The 20,521-nt window shown below is 34.5% G+C and carries 19 protein-coding genes; 16 read left to right on the top strand and 3 right to left on the bottom strand.

Annotation, left to right across the window (positions count from 1 at the left end; translation table 11 throughout):
* The first annotated feature begins 154 nt into the window (after nt 1–154).
* From HNS40_RS23775 to HNS40_RS23770, 14 genes are all read left to right on the top strand, one after another.
* On the top strand, nt 155–1,069 hold the full coding sequence (locus HNS40_RS23775) for a helix-turn-helix domain-containing protein (protein WP_172284019.1): 915 nt from the start codon (nt 155–157) through the stop codon (nt 1,067–1,069).
* 222 nt (nt 1,070–1,291) lie between these two features.
* Nucleotides 1,292–2,080 (top strand): sensor histidine kinase, encoded by a 789-nt coding sequence (locus HNS40_RS19420; RefSeq protein ID WP_172284017.1) that lies wholly within the window; start codon nt 1,292–1,294, stop codon nt 2,078–2,080.
* A 12-nt stretch (nt 2,081–2,092) separates the two neighbouring features.
* Nucleotides 2,093–2,905, top strand: coding sequence for a response regulator (locus HNS40_RS19415; protein WP_172284015.1), 813 nt, complete (start codon nt 2,093–2,095; stop codon nt 2,903–2,905).
* A 300-nt stretch (nt 2,906–3,205) separates the two neighbouring features.
* Nucleotides 3,206–5,176, top strand: coding sequence for a hypothetical protein (locus HNS40_RS19410; protein WP_172284013.1), 1,971 nt, complete (start codon nt 3,206–3,208; stop codon nt 5,174–5,176).
* 66 nt (nt 5,177–5,242) lie between these two features.
* Entirely contained in the window at nt 5,243–6,319 is a 1,077-nt protein-coding gene (locus HNS40_RS19405) for a hypothetical protein (RefSeq protein ID WP_172284011.1), read from the top strand.
* 10 nt (nt 6,320–6,329) lie between these two features.
* A complete protein-coding gene (locus HNS40_RS19400) occupies nt 6,330–7,520 on the top strand; it encodes a BamA/TamA family outer membrane protein (RefSeq protein ID WP_172284008.1) in 1,191 nt (396 codons plus the stop codon).
* A gap of 243 nt (nt 7,521–7,763) precedes the next feature.
* The gene (locus HNS40_RS19395; RefSeq protein WP_172284006.1) at nt 7,764–8,573 is read left to right on the top strand and encodes a hypothetical protein; all 810 of its coding nucleotides are present in this window, start codon (nt 7,764–7,766) and stop codon (nt 8,571–8,573) included.
* Nucleotides 8,574–8,583: 10 nt separating this feature from the next.
* Complete coding sequence (locus HNS40_RS19390) at nt 8,584–9,849, top strand: hypothetical protein (protein WP_172284004.1); 1,266 nt, start codon at nt 8,584–8,586, stop codon at nt 9,847–9,849.
* 57 nt (nt 9,850–9,906) lie between these two features.
* Nucleotides 9,907–11,034: a linear amide C-N hydrolase gene (locus HNS40_RS19385; protein WP_172284002.1), complete on the top strand. Its 1,128-nt coding sequence runs from the start codon at nt 9,907–9,909 to the stop codon at nt 11,032–11,034.
* Nucleotides 11,035–11,162: 128 nt separating this feature from the next.
* Entirely contained in the window at nt 11,163–12,101 is a 939-nt protein-coding gene (locus HNS40_RS19380; protein ID WP_172284000.1) for an alpha/beta fold hydrolase, read from the top strand.
* A gap of 87 nt (nt 12,102–12,188) precedes the next feature.
* On the top strand, nt 12,189–13,049 hold the full coding sequence (locus HNS40_RS19375; RefSeq protein WP_172283998.1) for a hypothetical protein: 861 nt from the start codon (nt 12,189–12,191) through the stop codon (nt 13,047–13,049).
* Nucleotides 13,050–13,208: 159 nt separating this feature from the next.
* Nucleotides 13,209–13,556, top strand: coding sequence for a VWA domain-containing protein (locus HNS40_RS19370; RefSeq protein WP_172284021.1), 348 nt, complete (start codon nt 13,209–13,211; stop codon nt 13,554–13,556).
* Between the two features lie 2 nt (nt 13,557–13,558).
* Nucleotides 13,559–14,143 carry a cytochrome c oxidase subunit 3 gene (locus HNS40_RS23305; RefSeq protein ID WP_172283996.1) on the top strand — a complete coding sequence of 195 codons (585 nt, stop codon included), beginning with the start codon at nt 13,559–13,561 and terminating at the stop codon, nt 14,141–14,143.
* A gap of 14 nt (nt 14,144–14,157) precedes the next feature.
* Complete coding sequence (locus tag HNS40_RS23770) at nt 14,158–14,400, top strand: cytochrome C oxidase subunit IV family protein (protein WP_172283994.1); 243 nt, start codon at nt 14,158–14,160, stop codon at nt 14,398–14,400.
* A 40-nt stretch (nt 14,401–14,440) separates the two neighbouring features.
* Here HNS40_RS23770 and HNS40_RS19355 read toward each other — a convergent pair whose 3' ends face one another.
* The gene (locus HNS40_RS19355; RefSeq protein ID WP_172283992.1) at nt 14,441–14,962 is read right to left on the bottom strand and encodes an alpha/beta fold hydrolase; all 522 of its coding nucleotides are present in this window, start codon (nt 14,960–14,962) and stop codon (nt 14,441–14,443) included.
* A 340-nt stretch (nt 14,963–15,302) separates the two neighbouring features.
* Between HNS40_RS19355 and HNS40_RS19350 the strand changes: the two genes are divergently transcribed.
* Nucleotides 15,303–15,632 (top strand): hypothetical protein, encoded by a 330-nt coding sequence (locus HNS40_RS19350; RefSeq protein ID WP_172283990.1) that lies wholly within the window; start codon nt 15,303–15,305, stop codon nt 15,630–15,632.
* Between the two features lie 401 nt (nt 15,633–16,033).
* On the opposite strand, the gene HNS40_RS19345 is transcribed toward HNS40_RS19350, so the two are convergent.
* On the bottom strand, nt 16,034–17,218 hold the full coding sequence (locus tag HNS40_RS19345) for an IS91 family transposase (RefSeq protein ID WP_172283988.1): 1,185 nt from the start codon (nt 17,216–17,218) through the stop codon (nt 16,034–16,036).
* Entirely contained in the window at nt 17,211–18,107 is an 897-nt protein-coding gene (locus tag HNS40_RS19340; RefSeq protein WP_172283986.1) for a tyrosine-type recombinase/integrase, read from the bottom strand. The genes HNS40_RS19345 and HNS40_RS19340 overlap by 8 nt, the downstream gene beginning before the upstream one ends.
* 294 nt (nt 18,108–18,401) lie before the next feature.
* Here HNS40_RS19340 and HNS40_RS19335 point away from each other — a divergent pair, with 294 nt between their 5' ends.
* Nucleotides 18,402–20,132 carry an amidase gene (locus HNS40_RS19335; RefSeq protein WP_172283984.1) on the top strand — a complete coding sequence of 577 codons (1,731 nt, stop codon included), beginning with the start codon at nt 18,402–18,404 and terminating at the stop codon, nt 20,130–20,132.
* Nucleotides 20,133–20,521 lie beyond the last annotated feature (389 nt).

Genomic DNA, 20,521 nt, shown 5'->3' with positions numbered 1-20,521 from the left:
AAAAGTTATACGATAGAAATTATTTCTGTTCTTTAAACTGAGTACTTCTGCCATTTTACGGTGGCACAAATGCTCTGGTATGGGTGGCACAACATCAATCGGTATGAGTGGCACAACTTGCTCCGGTTTGAGTGGCACAGTTACATCGGTATAGGTGGCACAACATGAGTCAGCCTATCCATATTTGTGCAAAGACTGCGGAAAACGCTTCTCAAATGATAAATTCAAATCTAGAACCTATCCCATTACCAAAATAGTAAAGGCTCTATCAGAATATAATAGTGGATTGACTATTGAGGAAACTTCCAAAAAAACACAAATACCAAAAAGCACTATTGCTAATTGGATTCAGGAATATGAAGACCTGCTAAACCTAGCAAAATTTAACAGAAAACTTCAAAAGTATGTTAAAAATAATAGACTTATTCAAGGCCACAAATATTTGCATCAATTGGTTTACTTGTATCTCCAGCACAATTTTAAACTTGATTATTTTGTAAAAAGCAATGAACCTAAACTTTATGATTATTTACAAAAAACGAAAAATGGATTGATTAACAAAAACTATTTTACAAACTCCGATGCAAGAGCCTCAAGAATAAAACTGAACATTTTTAAGGAACTAAATTTGAAAACAACTCATAATAATGCCTGCGAATTTGCTAACATTGCTATCGAGTTAGTTGATGATAATTGGAAAAGACATTGGGCTGTTGAAAAAATAATGCTTGAAAATGATACATCTACAATTGCCGTTGAAGTTCCTGTTTATTTAGAAACATCTACTTCTACTATTCCATGGATTAAAAGTATAAAATCAAATAATAACTATATCACAGGTCATATTGATTTACTACAATACAGGAATGGAAAACTGTATATATTAGATTATAAGCCCGGAGCCAAAAACGAAAAGCCAATTGGTCAACTTTTTGTTTACGCCTGTTGTTTGAGTAAAAGTACCCGTATCCATTTTTCTAATATAATATTAGCTTGGTTTGATGAAAATCTTTATTATGAAACCAATGCGATGCAAGTGTATAAATATGTTATGTCTAACTTTAAATAAAGCCCCTAAAATGAGATTTTCAAAAGACCCGAATTTGGTAACCAAAATAGGTCCCGAATACTAGAATTAATGAAAATTAATGCCGATAATTGGACTTTTATGATAAAATCTGGCTATTTTTGGAATTAGACAGCAGCGCTTTCCCATTTTCGGGGCTTGGGTGTGGCTACAATCGAAACATTTATATACTTAAAGATACATAATAATCATTGAAAGAACCAAATGGCAGGTAATAAATTTCTTAAAAAATCAGTCTTTACATTCCTTACAGTACTTGCAGGAGTAGGATTATTTGGTTCTCAAGAAGCTCAAGGTCAAAATCTCGAAGATAATCTAAAAACAACCATGCAATCAGACACTGTTTTTTCTGAAGGCACATTCAGAGTAAGAAATGCAATCACAATGGATAATATTCCAGGGGCCAATCTGCATTTAAGATCATTAGTATTACCAATTAATAATCCTAACATAGAAGAAGATTATGTGATGGATGCAAACGGTCAAGCACCATTCGAGCTTCCAGTTTATATCGATACAATAACAAGCATCCAAGATTTCGTAAGAGATCAAACACACGTTTTTCCAAATCTAGGTAGCGAAGTAAACGCATATTTTCCTAAAGTGTTAGAAGGTACAATATCATTCTACGATATGAATTATAATTTAGTTGAAACTCAAAAGTTTAACGACGATCACACATACGCGAATTTAAGTAAATTATCAAATGGACCTTACGTATATCACATTACAACAAAAGGGAGAATAACAATCACAACAAAATTATTGACAGATAAAATAAGCATCTCGATAAAAGATACTGGAAGTGGAATTAGCAAGGAACTCCAATCAAAAATATTCGACCCCTTCTACACAAGTAAACCCGTAGGAAAAGGAACGGGCATGGGATTATTTATTGTCTATGGATTAGTTCAGGAAAATCATGGAAGCATTGATTTGATTTCAGAACCCGGTGTTGGAAGTGAGTTTATTATAAAAATACCAATTACTTAAACGTATAATAGTATGAAGAATAGATTACTGTATGTTGATGATGAAGGAAGTAACTTACGTGTGTTTAAAAGTGCTTTCAGGCGGGATTATGATGTTTTTATTGCCCTTTCAGTAAAAGAAGGAATAAAAATTTTAGAGGAACAAAAAATAGATGTTATACTCAGCGATCAACGAATGCCTGACATGACAGGCGTTGATTTTTTGCAATTTGCAGCACATCATTCTCCTGATGCGGTACGGATACTTGTTACCGGCTTTGCTGATTTCGATGCCATGAAAGATGCCATAAACAAGACCCAGATTGCTTACTATATTCAAAAACCATGGGATGAGGTGGCCTTAGCGCATGTTATCGAAAATACGCTTAAAATAAAAAACCTTGAGAATGAAAACTACAAACAGAAAAGAGAGTTGCTCACTACTGCTGTTCAAATAAGCAAGACAGGGCAATTAATAAATTCCACTATCAACATCCTTAATAATCTACTAAAAAAGCATACAGATAGTGAATGCTGCAAGGACATTATTGCACTGAAAAATCATATGAAATCACACGCTCAAAATCATGAAAACTGGGAAGCTTTTAATCTTAGATTTACCGAAGTCCATCCTGATTTTCTCATTAAATTAAAAAAAGCACACCCCAAACTTACCCAATCTGAATTAAAATTCTCTTCCTACCTACGCATACATCTTTCCAGCACACAGATTATGTCGGCACTTAATGTTTCTAAAGAAGCTATCCGAAAAACCAGATATCGCCTCCGCAAAAAAATTGACTTACAGCCAGAAGATTCATTGGAAGATTATATTTCAAAGTTTTAGTTTATCTAGTGCTTGCCAGAAAACGTCAATAATTTCGTTACTCTTGTTTTGAAATTAGTTATTTACACAAGTAAACGCCTGATTTCCAAAACTACGAAAGCCCTGTCTGCCTAGTATATTTATATTGAGCCAGGCAGGCTCATTCTTGACGTTTTTCTGACTAAGCACTCCAAAACAATGAGTTTTCTGGCAGAGACTATCTGCTATTGCTGTCCGCATTTTGTCTATATGCTAAAAGGTATTAGTAATAATTTAGCAATTACTTTTGCAGATTATTATAACCATTAATTTATTAAAATTATGAATCGAATTTCAAAACTAGTTTTGCTGGTATTAGTCTTTAACTTAATATTTGCATCTTGTAAAAAAGAAGAAAAAACTCCTAAACAGCTTGAGCAAGAACAAATAATAGAAATGCACAATACACTTAAAGACAACAACTGGGATTTTGATGATTTATCTGTTGAGGTAAAGCATGAAATGCTGGCAATGCCATTTATGGCCAATGTTGCCGATGAAAACGGTATGGTACAGGAAGGTACTTATAATGCTTACGATATTTATGGTGATATTGGCCCTCAGGAATTCACCTCCTTCCAGTTCGGTATGGGTAATATCATGATGGACACTACCGGACAGGGTAATTTTGAGCCGTATGCCGGATATTTCCTTGTAAATACTTCGGAGATATGGATTAATCCGAAAAATTCATTAAACTCAATGCGAATGCTATATTCCTATTCTGATGATAATGGTATATTTAGTTTGAATAGTAAAAGTTCCAGAAAACAAATAGTTATCGGCATCATGAATGATATGATTGCCAAAGCCATTCATTCCGGAACTCCCGACAAAATCTCCAATGCTGTTGTTGAGAAGCTCCTAAATAGTGATGAAGTAAAATTAAAAATAGAAGAAGTTCTTTACGATGTTATTTATGGGAAAGTTGATGAAATAAACAGCAATTCCGAAGAAATTGCAGAAAAAATAGCTGAGGCTATTGTAAATAAATTAGCAGATGTTGATTGGGAAGGACTAGTCTATAATAAGCTTGTAGATATTCTCAATAAATTGAATGTTGAAAACCCCGAAGAAATAGCAAGCAAGCTTGCAGCTGATATTTCAGACAGGCTTACAAGTATTGTTAGCCAGCAGGATATTTATGATGCCATCCTACCACTTCTAGAAAAGTTTAAGGATAAACTATTAGTAGAATTAGTACCTGTATTGTCCGAAAAAATTTACGACCTAATAGCTATTCTGATTACCGAAGAAAAAGTTTATGACAAGATATACCCAATATGGACTGCGTTTTCTGAAGTTGATTCGCTAAGAATAGTTAATGTTGGCGATACTTTAGGTTCAACCATTACTTATCATTTTTTCGATAGCACAAACCTTGCTCAAAAATTAATTCCATATTTAACCACCATAGATGAAACACCGGTTTTCCAACTTCGCAATATTGCACAAACAATTATTGATGATGTGTTAAAACCGGTAGTTGATACCATTAATGCACGTTTTCCCGGAGCAGAAATCGATCCTAACTGGATCCTGGTTAAGACGGGCATAACATCTGCCTTGGTTGTTATAAAGTCAACAATTGGGAGTTCAACTATTGAGGAAGCAGCTGCCGGCCTTGCACAAACAATCATAGGCTTTGTGGATCTTGAAATTTCAAAAGGAATAAGTGCTGCCCTATTCCGTCTCCAATATATCCCGGCGGAACAAGCATCCATAACAATAGCCGCATGGATAGTAAGCCTTGTAGATATAGCTGAGCCACAAATTGTTGCCTACATTGAGGGAAAACTTAATCAAATTGTAGATTTCTTTGATGCTGAAGAAATTGCAGAAAATATTTCTGCTCTGATTTATGAAAAAATTGAGGAAGTATTTAGTGAAGACAACATATACAACCTGATTTATCCAATACTTGAATCCATTAGCCACATAGATGCAGAAGCATCTGCAGAAGTAATTACCGACTGGCTCTTTAGCCTGGGAATTGTAAATGACAATATGGACAAAGAAATGGTTATTCAAAAACTAACTGAAATTTTCGCACAACTCATTGAGGATAATGTTGACCCTGACCAAATTGCGCAAAAGCTTACAGAGGCAATACTTAATAGTAATATTGTTCAAAATATTGACGGCAGTTTATTAAAAAAGCTCCTTTCACTTGAAATTTATGAGCTACTGTTTAGAATATCAAAACAGTATAATGCCATCGAAAGTATTAATATTAGCCTACAAAGAAATTGATTTATTTCCTGACTGGCCTTGTTTTTAGGTCGGTCAGGTTATTATTTTACTTTAAGAAATATTCACATGAAAAGACGTTACAATATACAAATAACAATATCAGTATTTACCATTGTTTTCTTGTTTTCGATAAGTCAACAAGTTAAAGCGCAATATAACCAACTAAGCCTTAACGATACGGTTAGTAGTGAATACGAATATATACTTCCTTTTTTAGGGGATAAGGTATATGAAAAAGGTGTGGCCCTACCATTGCCTTGGGGCATCATGGTCAACTACTTTTATGGGGTTCAGGGAATTGATATACCTCAACTCGAAATTGGGTTTTCTAAAAGACAGGATGATTTTAATTATCATGACATTACCAGGCTTGTAGATTTTGAACATGTCAAGGCATCAGGTGTCTCTCTTAACATTAGGCCAGACGTGTGGCTTCTTCCCTTTTATAATGTATATGGTATTATTGGAAAAACATGGACAGAAACAGATGTACAGTTGAGTTATCCCATTAATCTTCACGCCAATGTAAAGCTTACTGGCTATAGCTACGGTGTGGGTAATACAATTGCTTTTGGAGTGGGTCCAGTATTCGCTGTTCTTGATGGTAACTTGGTATGGACAAAGCTGGAGGGTTTTAAAGAGCCGGTAAGAACTTTTGTGTTTTCACCAAGGATAGGACATATAATTGACTTAAAAACAAAAAATAAACGCTTGTCAAATATTGGTGTTTGGATTGGTGCTATGCGACTTGGTATGAATGGAATTACCGAAGGTTCAATTCCACTAAGAGATGTTTTTCCTGATGAATTCTGGGATAATAAAGACCAAAAAGTAGCAGAATACTACGAATGGTATGATGGTTTAGACCCAATGGATCCTAAAAAAATAATAGCTGAAAATGTTTTTAACCCAATAATGGATAATATTGACAAAGCTAACGGAGATGGGAATATTGGTTATAAACTTTATAAAGAACCCAAGCAGAAGTGGAACTTTTTAATTGGAGCACAATATCAATATAATCCCCATTGGCAATTAAGGGCTGAGGTTGGTTTATTAGCTGACAGGAAATCGGCATTGCTTTCAATTAATTACAGGTTTGGTATTCATAATAGAACCTATCTGCAGAGTATTGCAAAATAAGTGCAAAATAATGAAGATCTCTTTTTCATGTTTTAATAAGGCTTTGCTTTTATTGCCTATTGTTATCTTATCTTCTTTAGCATATAGCCAACAAGATGTAAAGACAAAACCGAAAAAGGAGAAGAAGTATATGTTTGTTGATAGCACTGAAAGATCTCTCGACATCTCTAGTTTTCTGGATCATCCTTATGGATTTGTTCCCATACCGATTATTGTTACTGAACCAGCTATCGGGTACGGAGGTGGTTTGGCTCTTCTTTTTATCCAACAAAAGAAAAAAAAGGATAAAGGAAGAAGTGAGATGCCTATGATAACAGGCGTTGCAGGTGGTTATACCGAAAATAAAACCTGGGTGGCAGGTCTGTTTCATTTTCAAACATGGAATCACGACAAAATCAGATATATGGGGATATTAGGCAAAACCAATGTAAATATTAAATACTACGGAACTGAAGATGGACTATTATCAAGGCTTTGGGGAAGACCTGTTAAATACAATATGAACGCATGGTTAATAAAGCAACGACTACTATTCAGAGTCGCCGAATCTGATTTTTTTATGGGGTTTCAATACTTGTTTTATCGAACAGAGAATAGCTTAGACACACTTCCTGATAGACCTCTTATAAACAAATTATTAAAAAAGATGAGTAATACATCGGTTGTAAGTACAGTTACAATGATTAATAGTTATGATACCAGAAACAATATATTCACCCCTACACGCGGAATGTATGCAGGTTGGAATATCTCTTATAATCCTGTGTTTTTAGGAGGAAGTAACAGTTTTGGACGTACTAATTTGTATTTCATCGGTTATTTTCCTTTTGCTAGTTGGCTTAATACAGCTTGGCGATTTGACTACAAATACGCCTTTGGTGATGTACCATTTTATACTAAACCATCTCTTGAACTTCGAGGCGTACCAGCAATGAAATATCAAGGGCTTAATACATTGTTTATTGCCACCGAATGGACTTTTAATGTCTATAACCGATGGTATGTTGATGGCTTTGTAGGTACAGGAAGGGCTTTTGATGCGTTTGAAGATTTTTCGTCAACAAAATTCAAAGTAATTAATTATGGGGGCGGATTCCGGTATAATATTGCAAAAAAATATGGTATCCTGACGGGATTAGACTTCGCCTGGACCAATAATGATGATTTTGCTTTCTATATTGTTTTTGGAAGTGCGTGGTAAAATTAAGTACTTATTGCAAATGCTCTCTAGGTTATATAAGTAAATTAACTCCCTATATACTGTCCGCATTTTGTACATGTATGATCAAGGTTCTTAAATAACATTAACTGTACTTTTGTCATAAGATATTATATTGATATAAGAACTTAATCCAATTTAGAAAAGTCGTTTAACTGGTTCTGCGATTTTTCAAATATTATAGGTATTTTTTATAAGAACCAACATAAAAATAATTATTTAAATATGAAAACATTAATTACTACTTTAATTTTACTTTTTGCGCTTAGTGCCTTTGCACAGGAATCAGATGAAGCGAGTGAGCATGCTGCAGCAGAAAAAGCTGCCGGACAGTCTACAAATCCACTTTCGAATATAACAAAGTTGCAAGTGCAACCTAATTTTACGTGGAAGGATAATAGTGCTAGAACTATTAACGTAACAACAAGAATTATTCAACCAACTCCCTTTATTTTCCTTCCGGGAATAAAGAGTAAAAACCCAGAATGGTACACAATTTTTAGACTTGAGGTGCCTATTATAGGGCAATCGTTTCCTAACGGCAACAAAGATTTTGACGCAGTAGGGTTGTCTGATTTGATTTTAATAGATGCTGTTGTTAAAAAAACAAAATGGGGAATGGTTGGATTCGGACCAGGCCTAATAATACCAATGAAGAACCCTGCACAGATAAGCATAGGAAAATGGGGTTTGGGGCCATCAGCAGTTGTTTTTGTTACCAAAGTCAAAGGTATTTCATTTGGAGTTCTTGCTCAGCAATATTGGACTTTTAAAGGAGATGAAAATAAGGATAAAATGAGTTTTATGATTTTCCAACCTATATTTAATGCAATCTTTAATAAAGGATACTTTTTATCATTTTCTCCTTTAATGAATTTCAATTGGACAAAATCAACATATAACATACCATTAGGGCTTAATTTTGGAAAGGCTTTTGCAAAAAATTTAAGTGCGTGGATTGGTCCGGAATATGTTGTATATGGTCCACAAAAAGGACATACAACGCTTAAATTTCAAATTAATGCAATGTTTTAAATATAAAAATATGAAATCTATATTTTTAATTGCTACAATAATTATTTTAAGCATCAGTTCGTGTTCTTCACCTGAAAATAAAGCATCAGAAAACGAAGAAAAATCTAGTCAGCAAACTAAACAAACTGTGGGCTCGTCCTTATATAAGTTAGTAGAAACTTATTCTAATATGGGTTACCATAGGACAGGGACAAGTGTTGATGCTGTTACCAATAAATGGTTTGCAGATGAACTTAAACAGATAGGAGGAAAAGTATCACAGCAAGCATTTAAATTCGACAAATTTGAAAATAGTGTTACTGTTACCCTAGATGGCGAAGTAATACCTTCGTTACCTTTGTTTTACGAAGGTGTAGGAAGTGTAGAAACCAATTCGCCTTTTGTAAGCAGTCTAAATGTTATGAGTTTAGATCGTACTACCAATGCATTAAACAATGCTATTCAACAAGCAATTGATGATAAAAACGAAATTGCAGTAATAGCTACGCAAAACAAATTTGGGGAATTAGCAACTCCAAATAGATTTCCTAAACTAGGGAGTGGCTTGCCGGTAGTATTAGTACCGGGAAAGTATGCAACTAAACTAGAGGAAGCAGATATAAATGTAAAATATGATGCAAAAATAGTTTCTGCTGAAAGTAATAATATTATTGCAGTTTTTGGAGATACCAGCAAGATGAAACCAATTGTTTTAGCAACTCCACTTAGTGGTTGGTTTAACTGTGCCGCAGAACGTGGTACAGGTATAGCAGTAGCTATTAAACTTGCATCTGAATTATCAAAAGATTATCCTGTTTTAGTTATAGGGGCACCCGGGCATGAAATATTACACCACATAGGACTTGCACATTTTTTAAACAATAATAAAATAGAAGCTTCAATAATAATTCATTTAGGAGCTAATGTTGCAATTGGCGTAAAAGATGAAGAAACAGGAAGTATGAAGTTAGCACCAGGTGTAAATGATCCACGCTCCATACCAGAAACTGCACGTACAGTCTTTGTTCGTATGGATACTTCAATTTTCAAATCTCTAACACCAGTTTTAGATAAGATTGATTTACCTGCAGTTGTGAACCCTCCACACTGGAATGGCGAAGCTGCTTTATGGGCAAAATCATCGCCGGCACCATTAATGTCTTTTACCGGAATTTCACCAATTTTCCATACCCCTTCTGATGTTCCAGAAAATGCAACAAATGCTGAGTTATTGGAAGATGTTTATAACGCAATTTATAAATCAATTACTATATACATGAATAAAAATAAAAACTAAAGTTTTATTTGATATAAGTATTGAGAAATAATAATTTAAACAATAAAAAGAGAAATAATGAAAAGAAATATATTTAAAACAGTGATATTAAGTGTAATAATTACACTATTCGCACAAACTAATTCAAATGCGTGTACAGGTATTTCCCTAGTAGCAAAAGACGGTGGAGTAGTTTATGGCAGAACAATGGAATGGGGAACATTTGACCTTAACTCTAGGGTGACTATTGTTCCAATAGGATATAATTTTGTGGGTTCAACACCAGACGGTGTAAATGGAATAGAATACAAAGTTAAATATGGATTTGTTGGTTTAGATATGATTGGAACCGATTTTTTTGCGGAAGGATTAAATGAGAAAGGACTTACTGCTGGAATGTTTTATTTTTCCGGAGAAGTTGGATATGCAAAATATGAAAAAAGCGATGCTAAAAATTGCTTAACATCAAATGATGTTGTAGGCTATATTTTATCTCAATTTGCAACAGTTGCAGAAGTTAAAGAAAAAATAAATGATGTAAAAGTTGTTCCTGTTATTGAACCGTCTCTTGGTATAACAACAGACTTACATTGGTTTGTTAATGATAAAAGCGGAGCATCAATTGCAATTGAACTTGTAGATGGTAAATTAAAGATTTTTGACGCCCCATTAAAAGTTATTACTAATAAACCATCATACGATTGGCATATGACAAATGTAAGAAACTACATTAATCTTTCTCAAAAAGGATTCCCTACCAGAACCTATAATGGATTAGAAATAAAACCAACAGGACACGGAACAAGTTTATTGGGAATGCCGGGGGATAATACTCCTCCATCTCGTTTTATTAGAGCAACAATTTGGACACAGCAGGCACGTGAACTCGATAATGCAGAAGAAGCAGTTTATGAAACATTTAGGATTCTTTCTAATTTTCAATTGCCGTATGGTGGTGATGCCGCAGAAGGAAATAGAGCAGATGATGTAGCTGAAAACCCCGATATTATGCGTAGTTCTACGCTATGGACGACTGCTTGGGATTTAACTGACTTAACTCTTAATTATCACACTCAACATAACAGAAGAGTCAGACAATTAGATTTAAAAGAAATTGATTTTGCAAATATGGGTAATAACATGGTACACTTAACATTAGATAAAGAGAAAAAACAAGATATTGAAAATATTACACCCAAATTATAGTAGTATTTAATTCCACAGGTGAATTTAAAATAGTTGAAAAATACTTACTGTGCAGTCTTTGAAAATTAACTCAATTACTGTACAGTAATATTTATTTTAAAGTAAACAATAATTTAATCAAATAAAATATGACAACAAAGTATATATTAATAGCAGTATTGGCGCTGGCCATTATTTCGTGTAATGCACAAGAAAATAAACAACAAAATAATAAAAAAAATAAACACAGTGAAGCTGTTCTTCTAAAAAATGCAGATAGCTATTTGACTAAAGATGTTATTATAAAAAAAGATAGTGTTTCGAACCACGTTAGAATATATAAACAAAAAGGGGCAACTGGAAAATATATTACAATTATCCCTTCATTAGGTCGTGGTGTAGAAGATTTTACTGAATTATACAATTCAACAATAACTACAAAATTAGTGGAGGCTGGTTATACGGTTGTACTTATTCAGCCACGAGGAATTGGAAGAAGTAAAGGGGATCTAACTCCTAAAAATGTTCTTTTAAAAGATATGGCAAATGACATTAAGACAACTCTCGATTCTTTAGGAATTAAGAAATTACATATTATAGGTCATGCTTTTGGAAACCGATTAGCAAGAACGTTTGCTACTATGTACCCTAATTATGTTGATGGTTTGGCAGTTTTAGCTTCTGGAGGTGGATTTGAACTGGATATAGAAGCCCAAAAATGCCTGCGAGGTTCTTTTACTATGAGCTTACCTGATGATGAGCGAGTTAAGATGATCGCTTGTGCTTTTTTTGCAAAAGGAAATGATGCTTCTATTTGGTTGAATGGCTGGTACCCAAAATTGGCAGCTGCTGAAATACATGCTTCAAATTCAATAAACGGTGATTTTTATAAAAAAGCTGGGGGAAAAAGATTTTTACTTGTTCAGGCAATGGAAGATTTTGTGGCTCCCCCAGAAAAAGCGGGACGAGCACTTAAAAACGAACTTGGCGATCAGGTTACATACATAGAAATACCTGGTGCAGGTCACGCATTAACATCAGAAAAGCCAAATGAAGTTGCAGCTGTATTAATTAAGTATTTCAAGTAAAAATATTGATAACCTCATTGTTACCTAACATGTATCAAAGGATAATTAGAAATATTTACTCGTATTAAAATGAAACACATGAGTCTAATGAAAACTAAATCGCATATTTTGAGACCTTTAGCAGTATCTATTATTGTATTTATCAGTAGTTTTATTTTTATAATCCCCGCAAATGCTCAGGACGTAACAACTAAGATTGAAACTAAGGGACAAACAAAAAAGTGGCACTTTGAAATAGCCCCTTATTTTTGGGCACCAAGTATATATAGTGATGTGGTTTTAGGACCAGTTACAGTAAATACTAAAACACCATTCAATGAGATATTTTCCAATTTAACTGGTGTATTTCTATTCCATTTTGAGTTTGGGAAAGGTAAATGGACTGTATTAACAGATGTCTTGTACCTTCAGGATGAGTTAACGCAAACAGCACAATATACTTTTTTTCCAAAATTACCCAACATATCAACTATCGACTTTGAGGCAGGTTTCACTTTGACAACATTACAATTGGAAGCATTGGGCGCATATCGGCTTACATCCGAAACATCGAACAATAAAGTTGAGGTGATGGTTGGTATGAGATACACCCAAATAAAAGATGATTTGAGACTTACCGAAGAAAGTTTTTTAGACACACTGTATTTCTTCCCAATTAAACATACCACAACCTATATTGATCCTCTAATTGGCGCACGCTACAAAATACAGTTTCATAAAAAATGGGGATTTGATTTTAGAGCAGATATTGGTGGGTTTTCTGTCGGGTCGAAATTTACAAGTAATTTGCTTGCACGATTATCATTTGAGGCAACACGTTTTTTAGATCTTCAATTGGGCTACCGCTGGCTTTACTCAAATTACGACAACGGCAAAACCGGGATCGAACACTACGAAAACAAATCGAACGAACTAGGGCCCATGTTTTTTGCAGCATTTAAGTTCTAGGGGGCAGATTTTGTTCTTTTAAACTGTAATAACCTGAGTTCGATTATTCCAAATTACCACAGAAACCCTATAAATAGTGAGATTTGGGCTGAAAAACACGCAGAACTAACGGGTTAATTTAAGGGTTTTGATGAAGATTGGACAAAATCAAAGAGAAATATTGCCGCTGTTGAACCAAAAGGTTACACTCGTATAGGACCTGCTTTAAGGCATTCTAAGTCATTAATTAGCAAGAGAAGCATGCAAAATAAATGGGTTATTCTATTATCCGATGGAAAGCCCAATGACTATGATAAATATGAAGGAAGATATGGAGTTGCTGATGTAAAACAGGCTCTTAGAGAAATGCATGAATTTCATATTAATACTTATGCAGTAGCAATTGAGTCAACAGCAAGGTATTATTTACCACAAATGTTTGGACAAAATCATTACAACATATTATCTCATCCTGAAATGCTATTACAATCGCTAACTACTCTTTATCAGAGAATTCAAAATCATTAATAGTGAAAGAAGTGAGTACTAACAACAAATCATTTTTATATCCTCCAGGAGGAATACTAATTTGGATAATAGTTTTAGTGGAACTAATTACTTTTGGTATGGCACTAATTGTTTTTCGCCACGATTTTCATCAGAATTATGATACTTTCTTAGCATCTCAGTCTATTTTGAGTAAGAATATTGGTTTATTTAATACTATAATACTAATTACAAGTGGTTATTTTATGGCTTCATCATTAGTTTTTCTTAAAAATAATAAAACTAAGAAAGCCTCTTTGTTTTTAATATTAACCATAGTAAGTGGTTTAGTATTTTTATTGGTAAAAGCTTGGGAGTATAGTTTAAAAATTGAAAGTGGCCATTCTTTTGGTTCCAGTGATTTCTTCGATTATTATTGGATGTTAACGGGTTTTCATTTTATTCATGTTGTTCTAGGTATTATTATCCTTTCTGTCCTTCTGTTTAAATTAAATAAGGGAGAATATAGTTCAACAAACTATTTGGATATTGAAGGTGGTGGAGTATTCTGGCATATGTGTGATTTAATCTGGATATTGTTATTTCCTGTTATCTATTTACTTAACTAATCATCAATAATCCTATGAATACGAAAAATACTCTTATTTGGTTGGTTTTAGTCATATTGATGATTTTAAACTTTTGGCTTGCTGAATACTCGCCAATAATTTCCAAGTGGACTTTACAAGTAATCTTATTGGTAACAATTATTAAATTTCTAACTGTTGTTTTTCAGTTTATGGATCTAAAAGATGCCCATAAGAATTGGAAATATATATTCGTAATTTTTGTTTTTACTTATGCTGGAGTAATTAGTTTAGTGTAACTAATGATTCTTGTAATACTCTTATGTAAATACTATTTAGTTATTTAAGTGGTGAATAATTTTCATTGGTATTTAGGAAATAACTCACAGTATTTGCAAATTCTACAGGTATCTCAGCCATAAGTAAATGCCCTGCTCCCTTAAATTGTACTAACCAAGCACCAGGAATCTGACTTGCTATTTCTTTTGAATCATCTGTCCCAACAATAATATCTGAAGTACCTACTAATAACATCACCTGATTTGTTATTTCAGGAAGTTTATTCATTGGAGTTTGCCATTTAGTTGTTGCTTCAATTTGCTTTTTAACAGTAGGATTATCAAGAGTCTTTCCCTTAAGGTCCTCTGCCACACTACTTCCATTAGCACCAGTTGCATAAAGAATAGCTTTTTTAATTCTTTCAGGATGACTGAAAATTAACTGTTGGGTAATTACACTTCCCAACGACCATCCAACAACATTTGTTTGTTGGATATTTAGACGGTTCATTAATGCAATTACATCACTAGCAAATAATTCTAAGGAGAATTCAATACCATTATCGGAAGTAACAGATATCAACGATACAATTCACAATGGAAACTTTGGATTCGTATTACAAGATTTCGATGGTTTAAGTGCGCAACATATCAAAGATCAAGCCCGAAACGGAACTAGACAACAAGAAACAATTCAATACTATTTAGGTGCGTTTAGTGAAAGCGACAAAATTTGGCTCAGAAATAGCTTCGCACAATTCCAGGCCGATGAAAATAATGTTCACAATTTTATAGAGTCAGCAACACAACTTAATGGAACTGGAATAAATATCGAACCAGGAGTATATGGAACGCAACCAATCCCTGAAACAATCATCACACCTTTCGGAACATTAGAACCAATCCTTTATGCAAATTCCACTATGCACACAGGAGATTATAATAAGTTTGTTCATGAAATTAAACGAGCCATTGGATTAAGTGAAGTTTCTTGGCAAAGCGTCATGGAATCATTAGGTTTAGTTTATACAACCGAAGATAAAAAAATCGGTCAATTTGAAGCAAAATACCACACAAGCACGTACGAACATAATAAAACACAAATTGATATCAATACAATCACCGAGACAATACCAATACCTGCTGCGGCAAGATCTCACAAAAGTAATTTCAAAACTAACGTTAAAAGTTATAATCAGAATATGCCCACCACTAAATATAATAACGCTGTATTAAATCAGGAATTCAATTAAATCCATCCACAAATTGACTTATAAGAATTAGGTCAACACAATTAGAAATATTCAAAGGAAAGTAGAAAATACGTTTGGTAACAATTAAGCATCGTTTTCAGCCCTAAGCCGTGAGATTAAGGACCTATTTATTGCCAAGAGGGGCTGAATATGTGCTGTGTGTTGAACGTAAACCGGCAACGAAGCCGTAAAGTCTACCTTATATATTGTGGAATCAATTTGGGCAATGATATCTCCAAAGCTCTTGTGTAGTTATTTTTTTTCAATTTTTTTATAGCCAATCTTAGCAGTAATTCAAGATCTTTTCTGTTTTTTGATTTTAGCAGGGTCGTTATTCTGATTATTTCTGATTTTTTGATTGACTGATGCATAATTCTCCCATTAAGATGACTCATATTCTTTTATTGTGTTGATATACTTATACTTACTTCCAAAGGTTTAGTGTTTTCCGGAGGAGCTCTTTGATGATTGTTTCTAAACTTATTGGTAAAAGTTTGAATAATGATCATTTCACCGCCACAGCATTTACAAATACCAGGCTGTATCCCCATCTTTTTAAAAGCAATTTCTTGCCAAGTCAAAGTATTGCTTTCTGGTAGATTTGTCACCTCAAGATTATGACGAATAATAGCCAATGATTTTCGTTTAGAAGCACTAGACAAGAAACCATAGTGCCTAATTCTGGTAAACCCGGGAGGGAGGATATGCTGGCAAAACAAACCTAAGAAGTCTTCACCCTTTAGGGATGATATTTGCTTTTGATAGTCTTTATTATAATCGTTCCAACTGAACACTACCTTTTGGTCATCCACAGTAAGTATTCTGTCATTTGATATAGCAGTTCTGTGCGTATATGTTCCTAAGTAGTTTAACACTTGTTTGGGTCCACCAAAAGCTTGCTTGGCATATACTACCCAATTGTGTTCGAATAATCCATTAGGAATCCAGCCGCTTATGATTTTCTCTTTCTTGAGCAAATGTAGCTGCTCCACAAAACGGGCCTGAAATACACTGCTCAAGCTTTCTACATTAAAAAGATACTTACCTCTATTGCGCGCGTTTTTCCACTTCCCATTAGCCATTAATACTCCTGCGGGCACAATAAAATGGATATGAGGATGGTAGTTTAGGTTTTGTCCGGTAGTATGTAAAATAGCCGTAGCACCAAGTTTTCCACCTATCCATTTTTTAGTTTTGCCAAAATCATTTAGTACCTCCCATGATGATGTAAAGAGGAGATGATATAGTACCTTCTGATTGCGCATAAATAAACTATTGAGTTTATGAGGCACAGTAAAAACCACATGAAAATATTTTACAGGCAACAAATCGGCTTCACGATTAATAATCCATTTTTCCTTATCAATGGCTCCACATTTTGGGCAATGTCGGTTACGGCAACTGTTAAAAGCTTCATGAATATCACCACATTTAGGGCAAGCTTCTATATGTCCTCCCATATATTCTGTTCTGCATTTTTGTATAGCATCCAGAGTGCGCATCTTGTATGCCGGTAGTTTGTGGTTGGAGTTAAAAGAAGGAAGAAAGTTGTCAATAACAGTAGCCAGTTCTGCTGGCTTATTCATTTGATGAACCAAAAAGAATATCCATGCAACCAAATTTCTTTACCGCATCTAATTGAGCAATATGCAAATACATTAAGGTGCTATGAATACTGGAATGACCGAGCAAGTCTTTTAAAACCAGAATACTCTGTCCTGCTTCCAGTTGGTGTGTGGCATAGGTATGTCGCAAAGTATGAACAGTAACTTCCTTAATAATATTGGTTCTCTCAAGGGCTTCTTTTAACAAGGTTCGTATTCGGGTTTTGCTAATAGGAATCCCTTTTCTGCTGTAATTATCAAACAAATAATCTTTGGGGCTGTTAATGGCTAAATGTTTTTTAATACCTCGCACGGCATGTGCTGACATGGGTATATAACGGTCTTTTTTATTCTTCGATCGCCTGATATGCACTAACTTTCTATCCAGATCAACATCTTTAATCAGTAGGTTTGTCACCTCAGAAATGCGCATTCCGGTATCGTAAATAAGACCAAACATGATTTTCTCCCTAATGTGAACAGGAGCTTTTATTAGCTCTTTTGTTTCCTGTTGAGAGAGTACGGTAATAAGTTTTTTGGGTCGGCCTATTTTGGGCAGTTTTAGCAAAAGCTCTTCTTTGTCAAAAAGAAAGTACAACTTTCGCAAACCATAAACCAAATGTTTATAAGAACTTAAGGCGTCAGTATCTCTTTGCATCAGGTAATACAGATACTCTTCCAGCTCATCTATGTCTAAATGCAGCGGGTTTTTCTTGTAATAAAGAGCCAGTTTAGCTATTTGCCGTAAATAATTCTCGTGTGTAGACTTGGATCGTCCATTGATAATAAGTTTACGCTTAAACTCTTCTCCCATAGCTCTAAAGCCATCAACTTTGTTGCAGGCTTCAGAATAAATAGTAATTTTACTCATGATTTAAATTTTTTAAATTATTAAACATGAGATTTATACGTATTCAATACGGATATAGATCGAAAACTACCTCCCGAAAGGGAGGTTTAGTTCAACAACAAATATAATTCATGCCGCAGTTAAGTAATCCTAAGAAAAGAAAAAGTAAATTTGAAGGTATAGAAACATAATAAAACTTATTGAACAAGATGCGGCACGCATCATATTCAAAACGTTGGGCTCAATTAGGTACGTTCAACATACATCGTATACATAGTTAACTTGCTGAACTTTTTAGCACAAAAATAAATGAGAATGAAAAACAAAGATTTTGGAACTAATAAAACGGAGCATTCTGGGAGAATACTTCTTAAGCAAATAGTTGTTTTTCTCATATTCTCAGCTATTTTATTTGGTTGCAGTACCTCCCCATCAAATGATGAAGACGATAGTATCACTATTGAAACACTTCGATCTGCAGAAAATATTGCAGATATTCAATTAAGCATTAAAGAAAGAAATGAAATTTTAGAAAAGGTCAAGAGTAATACTGAAATGTACAAAAATTTCAGAGAACAGCACCTGAGTTATTACTCGTATCCATCAATGGTATTTAATCCTATGCCTCCTGGAGTTAAATCAAATAGAGAGGAAAAACCTCTTGTATTCTCAGAAGTAAAAATAAAACGTCCAGCAAATATTGAAGATCTGGCATTTTATTCTTTGCTTCAACTAGCCGATCTGATAAGAACACAGCAGATCACATCTCTTGAGTTGACAGAATTATATCTATCGAGGTTAAAAAAATATGATAAAGAGCTTAAGTTCGTTGTTACCCTAACAGAAGACCTTGCAATTAATCAAGCAAAAAAAGCTGACAAAGAAATTAGTTTGGGAAACTATAAAGGACTACTGCATGGAATACCTTATGGGATAAAAGATTTGTTTTCTGTTAAAGGATATAAAACAACATGGGGCAGCAAGGTTTTTGAGGAAAGAACAATAAATATTGATGCTACCGTAGTACAGAAATTAGAAGAAGCCGGAGCAGTTTTGGTAGCTAAACTCTCAACAGGAGAATTGGCATCCGGAGAAAAGTGGTATGGGGGCAGAACGAAAAGTCCATGGACATTAAGATCATCAGGAGGTTCTTCTGCAGGTCCTGCTTCTGCAGTAGCAGCTGGCTGTGTGGTTTTTAGTATTGGCACCGAAACAAATGGATCAATGGTATCACCTGTTGATGTATGTGGTGTTACAGGTTTACGTCCGACATTTGGCAGGGTCAGTAGGTATGGATGTATGCCGGTTAGCTGGAGTTTCGACAAGGTTACTCCAATAGCCAGAACAGTAGAGGACTGTGCGGCTATATTTAGCGTGATAATAGGTTCGGATTCATACGATAATTCTGTCGTAGACCTTCCTTTTAATTGGGATGCGAATTATGATATCAAAGACCTAAAGATAGGATATCATTCCACCTATTTTGACAAAGAGGAAAAGGGTATCGAGCAAGATAAAGACCAAAAAGGATGGTTTGAACCTCGTAGCCCCTACATAAAGAAAGTTCTTGAGTTTTTTAAGAAAAAGGGATTTGATCTTATTCCACTTGATATTCAGTTACCACATTTGAACGAAGGGATTATGCTGGAAGTGGAAGCCGCAGCTGCCTTCGATGAATTTACCAGGAGTACAATAGATGACCAGGTTGAAGATCAGAAATGGCCAAATTATCACCGTGCACATCGTTTTGTTCCTGCTGTAGAGTACCTTCAGGCAGCTAGATACAGGACTCTAATGATTCAGGAAATGAACGAAATAATGAAGGATGTTGACGTATATATAGAAATGACCTGGTCTACAAACTGGAGTACAAATGTCACTGGACTTCCTATCGTTGTCGTTCCATGCGGATTCCTGAAAAATGGACAACCAACAAGCGTGACATTTGTTGGCAAACCATTCCAGGAAGTAAAACTGATGGCCGTTGCAAAAGCATTTCAGGATGCAACTGATTACCATTTGAAAAAACCAGATAGATTTAAATAAATAACTGAGCCCAACAATTAAGCATCGTTTTCAGCCCTAAGCCGTGGAGCTAAGCATTTACTTATGGCCAAGAGGGGCTGAATATGTGCTGTGTGTTGAACGTAAACCGGCAACGAAGCCGTAAAGCCTACCTTTTATATTGTGGAATCAATTTGGGCAATGATATCTCCACAGCTCTTGTGTAGTTATTTTTTTTTCAATTTTTTTCTAGCAAATCTTAGAAGTATTCAAGAGCTTTTCTGTTTTTTGATTTTAGCAGGGTCGTTATTCTGATTATTTCTGATTTTTTGATTGATTGATGCATAATTCTTCCATTAAGATGACTCATATTCTTTTATTGTGTTGATATACTTATACTTACTTTCAAAGGTTTAGTGTTTTCCGGAGGA

This window comes from Lentimicrobium sp. S6 (assembly GCF_013166635.1).
Lineage (GTDB): Bacteria > Bacteroidota > Bacteroidia > Bacteroidales > UBA12170 > UBA12170.
This window is presented reverse-complemented; position numbering and strand designations above follow the sequence as displayed.